The sequence below is a fragment of the Candidatus Omnitrophota bacterium genome (assembly GCA_040755155.1).
In the GTDB taxonomy this organism is placed as follows: domain Bacteria; phylum Hinthialibacterota; class Hinthialibacteria; order Hinthialibacterales; family Hinthialibacteraceae; genus JBFMBP01.
Map to the genome: position 1 here is coordinate 1 of JBFMBP010000107.1, position 6,680 is coordinate 6,680.

Annotated in this window: 4 protein-coding genes; 1 reads left to right on the top strand and 3 read right to left on the bottom strand. The window is 52.6% G+C overall.

All coding sequences use genetic code 11. The features are described 5' to 3' along the window. Positions 1-160: 160 nt before the first annotated feature. The 3 genes from AB1656_16070 to AB1656_16080 all read right to left on the bottom strand — a co-directional run bounded on the left by AB1656_16070 (position 161) and on the right by AB1656_16080 (position 5,521). Positions 161-904 carry an alpha/beta fold hydrolase gene (locus AB1656_16070; protein MEW6236900.1) on the bottom strand — a complete coding sequence of 248 codons (744 nt, stop codon included), beginning with the start codon at positions 902-904 and terminating at the stop codon, positions 161-163. Positions 905-1,130: 226 nt separating this feature from the next. Then, entirely contained in the window at positions 1,131-2,408 is a 1,278-nt protein-coding gene (locus tag AB1656_16075; GenBank protein ID MEW6236901.1) for a family 16 glycoside hydrolase, read from the bottom strand. A 65-nt stretch (positions 2,409-2,473) separates the two neighbouring features. After that, positions 2,474-5,521 carry an SMC family ATPase gene (locus AB1656_16080; GenBank protein ID MEW6236902.1) on the bottom strand — a complete coding sequence of 1,016 codons (3,048 nt, stop codon included), beginning with the start codon at positions 5,519-5,521 and terminating at the stop codon, positions 2,474-2,476. 446 nt (positions 5,522-5,967) lie between these two features. On the opposite strand from AB1656_16080, the gene AB1656_16085 reads away from it, so the two are divergent. Then, on the top strand, positions 5,968-6,680 hold a 713-nt coding region (locus AB1656_16085), incomplete at its 3' end, for a 2-phosphosulfolactate phosphatase (protein MEW6236903.1).

A 6,680-nucleotide genomic window follows, 5' to 3' on the forward strand; every position in this document is an offset into this window, starting at 1 on the left:
CTCCCTGTCTCCCTGTCTCCCTGTCTCCCTGTCTCCCTGTCTCCCTGTCTCCCTGTCTCCCTGTCTCCCTGTCTCCCTGTCTCCCTGTCTCCCTGTCTCCCTGTCTCCCTGTCTCCCTGTCTCACAGTCTCACAGTCTCACAGTCTCACAGTCTCATCTCTTATCCCTTATTTGTAGACTTATTATGACTCAAAAACCATTCATACAATTCGGGATTATTGTAGGCTTTATTCCAAATATCATGCCCCGAATTGGGAAAGACGGTATACCGCGCTTCGTTGGCGGTAATCCGTTTCAACTCTTTCATCAGATTTTCAGAGGAACGCAGGGGAACGACTCTGTCCTTGGCGCCGTGAAACGCCCAGACCGGCAGCTGCCGCAATGTTTCCGCCCATTCCGGCTTTCCGCCGCCGCAGACGGGAGCGACGGCGGCGAGGCGATCGGGATAATCCTTGGCGAATTGAAACGAGCCGAATCCCCCCATGCTGATGCCGGTGAGATAGACTCGGTCGGGATCGATGGAATTGCGCCGTAATAGTTCGTCCAAAAACTCGCTCAACAGCGCACTTTCCCATTTTTTCCGCGCGGGACACAACGGCGCGGCGACGATGAAAGGCAATTTTCCATCTCGCACGACATATTGAATGGGAGTATGCTTTTTCAATTTGGCAAGATTATCTCCCCTCGTTCCCGCGCCATGCAGAATAATCAGCAAAGGCCAGTTTTCTTGTTGTTCGTATTCCTTAGGTTGATAGAGCAAGTATTTATACCCGCTCCCCTTCGGATTGAAGGATTTCTCAAATACGCGAAAAGAACTCTCTTCGCTGAAGACCAAATTCGGCGTAAGCATAAGAACTGCCGCCATCGCCATCCATAAAGCGGATAGAAAACGCAAACTTTTCATGAAATTCCCCTTTTTCCGAAATATTTTCCCATAAAAAAATAAACTCAATTAATCTTTTTTTCTATCTCCACGCCGCCGTAATACGACTCCTAAAAAAACATTTAAAATCGTAGGATGGGTTGCGTTGTTTGACCCATCAATTACTTCTAATCACTCGTCACTGTCTTTAGGATAAACGAAAGAGGGGCGGCCAGGCGACCGCCCCTTTCTTTTTCAAAGGCGATTTTTATAAGGGGAACAATTCCAATTTGCGAATCCAAATCGCCATATCTTTGAACTCTTCGCCGGGGTGAACCTGGAGGCCGATTTTGCCTTCCCCCGATGTGGAATCATGGACGTCGGCGACTTGGGTTCCATTGAGAGTTATGGTCAGCTGGTCGCCCTTGCAGCGGATGACGAACGTATTCCAATCTTCGCGGTTGACCAGCGCTGGATTTTCGTTCTTGGCGATGAACAGTTTTCCCGGACAATAGAGCGAGCCGGACCAGCAGAGGGGATTCTTGTATTCGAGGATGTCGGCCTGGTAGGTGGTTTCGTCGCTATGATAGCGAAACCAGACGCCGCTGTTGGCGGGCCATTGGACTTTGAATTCAGCAACGAGTTCGAAATCTTTGAAGGATTGTTGGGTGAAGAGATCGCCGGGCGCGAAGTTGTCGCCTTGGTGCCCGGTCAAAACGCCGTCTTCCACCGTCCATTTGGCGGCGCCTTTCGCTTCCCAGCCGTTTAAATCCTTGCCATTGAAGAGAGAGACGGCTGAAGAAGCGTTAGCCGTCCAGCGGATGGCGTTATGCAAGAGTTTGCGGTAATTAGGATTTTCATAGACTTTATGATCGTGCCCGCCCTGGATGGCGGCGACTCTGGCTCTGCCGTAATTTTTGGCCCAGCCCACGAAAGAGGAACTCGTTGGATGATTGCAGGACAAGAGAATATCGACGGCGGGATTTACGTACATATCGCCGTAGGTCTCGTCGGTTACCTGATAAGAGGATATTCCATCGGCGATGGGATGATTCTTATTGACGACGTTGATCGTCATTTGAACGTCATGGAGATAGGTGGAGGGAGGTTGGATCTTGCCGCCGATTTCGCGTCCCTTGGGATCCAGGATGTAGGTCCCGCCAGCGATTTCGAGAAATTCGGGCCAATTCTGATAACACGCTAAAGCGTGGTGCATAACCACCAAGCCCTTGCCCGCCGCCAGGTACTTCAACAACCCCTGTTTTTGCTCGTCCGTAATATCCTGCCAAAGGTCGTACATGGCGATGACGTCGTATTGCATGGCGGTTCCGTCAGTGTAGACCTGATTGGCCTTGGGGTGGACGATTTCGGCGAATTCCACGCCGTCGAAGCTTTTGAACATGTCGAAGAAGGGCTGGCGTTCGAAATCGTGGCCGCCAGTAACGATCAAAACCTTGATCTTATCCTTCGCTTCCGTTAATCCGCCCATAACGGCTAAGAACAAAAACGAGACGGCGATCATCTTAATAAGACGCTGGATTTTCATATATTTCCTCCGATTCATCATTCATCACTCATCATTCATCATTACTATAATCCAACCCGGCGGCGTTAGAAAGTATGAATCACGTCGAAGCGCGAACCGATTCCCGGCTCTTTCGTCACCTCGATGCGGGCCATGAACATTTCCTTGAGTTCGTCGAGGTGAGTTACGACGATGATCTTGTCGAATTCGTCCTGGATGTCGTTGATGGCGTCGACGATGTTGGCCAGGCCTTCGCCGTCCTGCGAACCGAAGCCTTCGTCGATAACGAGGAGGCGCAGCTGGCTGCCTGCGCGGCGGCATAGCAATTGGGAAAGGGCGATGCGCAGAGCCAGGTCGACGCGAAAGGCTTCGCCGCCGCTGTAAAGTTCGTAATCGCGGGTTCCCATTTCGTCGCTGATCTTGATGTCGAGGGTTTCAATAGCGCCGCCGGATTTTTTTTCGCGCTGCGATTCCAACGCCAGCGAGGCGGCGCCGTTGGTGAGGCGTTGGAGCAGGCGGTTGGCGCCGTTTTCCAAATCGGGCAGCGATTGCTCGACGATCATGGCGGGGATGCCGTCGCGGCTGAAGGCGGTCTTGAGTATGCCGTAATGGCGCTCGTCGTCCAGGACGGAGCGCAGTCGTTCTTGCGATTGCCGTTTTTCGTTTTGCGCTTCCTGCAAACGGGCGATTTTTTCGCGCAAGGCGCCTAGGCGGAATTGAATTTCATTGCGGCTGGTTTCCAAAACGGCGCGTTGCGATTCAAGTTCATGGCGCTGTTTTTCGCACTCTTGGAGCCGATGAAGAGAGGGGATAGCTTGTTGGCGCTGCTCTTCGATGCTTCGCCGCTGCTGTTCGATCGCTGCGGATTGTTTTTGCAACGCCTCGATTTCCGCGTCCAATTCGGGAAGCCTTTGCTTGGCGGCCTGTAGACTGTTCCAATCGGAGATGGCGTTGCGCAACCGGTTTTGTTCTTCCTGCCAATAACGGCGTCGGGTTAGTTCCTTTTCTAAAGGTTGCAGCTGCTCCAAAACCTCAGCGATGGAGCGCCGTTGCGGTAGCGCGAAATTTTCCGTTTCGAGAATAGAACTAGTCTTTTCCATTTGTCCGGCGATGGCGGCCAGGCGGGTTTGGGATTCGCCGAATCGGCTAATTTCTTCCTGCAGTTTCAACCATAACCATTCGTCGTTTTGCTGTTTCTGCAAGCGCTTAATGGCGGCGGCGCGCTGGACTGGTTCATAGGCTAGTGCGGCGAGCGCTTGGCGCGACTGCTCGGCGGCGATTCTAGCTTCTTCGGCGAATTGGTTGGATTGCATCTGCTGCGCGATGGCGTCCAATTGTTCTTGCAGGGCGTTCAGATGCAGGATTTCCGTTTCCTGTTCTTTTAATTTTTCTTGAAGTTGCCGCAAGCGCGTTAGCTGCTTGTCGATTTTGGGCATTTTATTTTGCAGCGTTTGAAATTGGGCGCGCAACGCGTCGCGCAGTTTTTCCTTTTCCGCAATTTCCCGTTGAGTCTGCGAAATTTGGTTTTGGGCGGCGGCGATATCCGCTTCGAATTGCTCTTCCATGCGTTTTTGGCGGGATGGATCGAGGTCTGCGCCGCATAGGGGACATTCGCGGGCGCCGCCTTGGCGCAGGAGGCGAAGTTTTTCCCCAGTCTCCGCAACGAGATTCTGCAAACGTTCCATTTCGCCCGACAAGCGTTCGAGCAGCTGGTTCGTCTGCTGGCCTTGTTTGACGACATCGTCCGATTCGGTTTGCAGGCGGGAATGCTCGTTTTCCAGAGCGGGAAGTTTCAATAGCTCGGCGCGGGCGGCTTCCATCTCCTTTTCCAAGGACGCTTTTTTCTTCAAGGCGCCCCGCATTTCGGCGGCGCGTTCGGCGAGGATTTGACGTTCCTTCTCGATCAATGCTTCCGATTGTTGGAGAGTGGCTTGCAGGCGTTCGTATTCGGGATGCAGCGCTTCCAGGCGGGCGCATTCCGACTGGGTATTTTGAAATTGGACGTAGTTGCTTTCGATTTCTTCTTTACGGTTGATGACGGCGCGGCTTTCTTCTTGAATGTTGCGCCAATGCGTTTGATCGGTGGTAAGCGAAGCGAGCTGTTCGCGCAGACCGGCGCATTGGGCTTCGATCTCGCGTTCGATCTTGTCTTTCTCTTCCTGAAAGGCGCGAGAGCGGGCTTCGACATCCAGCAATTTTTTGAGTTCGCGTTCGGCTTCATCGTACCGCAAATAATCTTGCTCGATCTCCTTCTCTCTTTCGGCGATTTGGCGCAAGGCGTCTTGTTCTTGCATATCTTTTTTCCGGCGCCGGTCGATTTCCGAAAGCGATTGGCGGGCGCGTTCTTCTTCTTGATCCCAACGGCTCATGCGGTCGCGCACGATGAGGAGATTCGATATTTCTTCTTGCAACTGTTTCTCTTCCCGGCGAATCGCTTCCCAGCGATTTTCCGCTTGGGACAACTCGGCGAGCCGTTGCTTCTCTTGTTCGCGAATATTCTCTTCCTCCTCCAATTCTCGATCGAGCCGTTCGACAGCTTCTTCGAGATTGCGGCGTTCGGAGCGGCTGGCGCTCCAACGCTGCTTGGCTTCTTCCAGAAGCCGGTCGTAGTAATGCAGTCCGAGAATGGCGCCGAGGATTTCCTTGCGGTCTTGGGGGGATTGACGAGTGAATTCATCCGCCTTTCCCTGTTGCAGAAAGGAAGAATTGATAAAAGTTTTATAATCCAGCCCCAAGGTATCGACAATTCTCTTTTGAGTTTCCTTTTTGGAAGCGCCGGTGAGCAGGCGAAAATCGTCATCCCGCGACGAACGCCCGCGAAATTCCAACTTAGAGGTTTGTTTGGCCGAACGGAATTCGCGGCTGACTTGGAATTCGCGATCTTCGAGTTGGAAAGTGAACTCGACGGCCATTTCGTCGGCGCCGAGGCGCAGCAGACCGGCATCGGGCGCGCGGCTGTAACCGGCTTTGCGCGCTTCGCCCCAAACCGCCCAGGTTATGGCGTCGAGCAGGGCGGATTTGCCGTGGCCGTTGCGCCCGGTCAGGCAGGCCAATTTGAAGGAAGAAAAATCGAGAATCCCGGCATCTTCGCCGTAGGAGAGGAAATTGCGCAGTTTAAGCCGGACGGGAATCATGATCGAAAATCCAAGAGAAATTATTCCATGACGGAAGTTTCCAAACTATGCTTAATTGAAAAATCGGTTTATTATGAGCCGTTGCGATGCGCTGCCGGTAGGTTCATCGGCGAAATCCTAGTATAACGCGAAGCGAAAACCGCCGATAGGAATATGTAAAAATAATGATGAATGATGAAGAAATATGAGTGAGGAACTTTGGCTCGGCGGGAGCCTCGCCCTCCCTTCTTGTTTGAATGCGAATCCAGGGAGGGCGAATCTCCTGATGAGCCAACCTATCGAGGAAAGACGCTGAACAATTGTTGGAAGACTCTACTACTTTCTATTTTCTTAGAAATGGTGAATGAAGAAGAAAAATGACGGGATGCGGCTTCGCTTTGAGCCTGCCCTTTGAATTTATGGGGACGGCCTTCTTTGAATAGGCCTTCAACAAAGGAGTATCAACTGTGCTTTTGGATGTTATGTTCAACCGGACGGAATTGGAAAAGTGCGAAATCAACCATCATATCGTCTTCGTCGCCGACGTGTTGCGGGCGACGACGGTGATGATCGCCGCTTTGACCAATGGAGCGAAAGCGATTTTGCCGCAAAAAAACGGCGCTTCCGCCCGCGGTCTTTATAACGAATTGTTGGAACAAGGGATTCCCGCTCTGCTCTGCGGCGAGAAGGACGGCTTCAAGATAGCTGGCTACGATTTGGGAAATTCGCCTTCGGAATATACGCCCGAAATGGTGAAGGGCAAAACCATCGTCCATCTGACGACGAACGGAACCAAAACGCTGGCGGCGGCTGCGTCCGCCTTGAGCGTCTTCATCGTTTCCTTCGGCAATATCGGGGCCACGGCGAAGAGAATTTTGGAATTGTACGACGTTTCGCCGGAAGTCTTGCTCATCGGATCAGGACGGGAAGAGCGCTATTGCCTGGAAGACACGGTCTGCCTGGGCGGCGTTATTACCTATCTGCTGGAAACGTCCGACAAGGATTTCGATCTGACCGATTCGGCGGTAACGGCCGTTGACCTATTTCATCTCTACCGCAACCGGCTGCTGGATATGGCGCGGCTGAGCGCGCATGGAAAGTATCTGGAAAGCGTAGGATTAGGCGCCGACTTGCCGGAGTGCGTGAAAGTGGATACGTCCACCCTAACGCCGGAGATGCG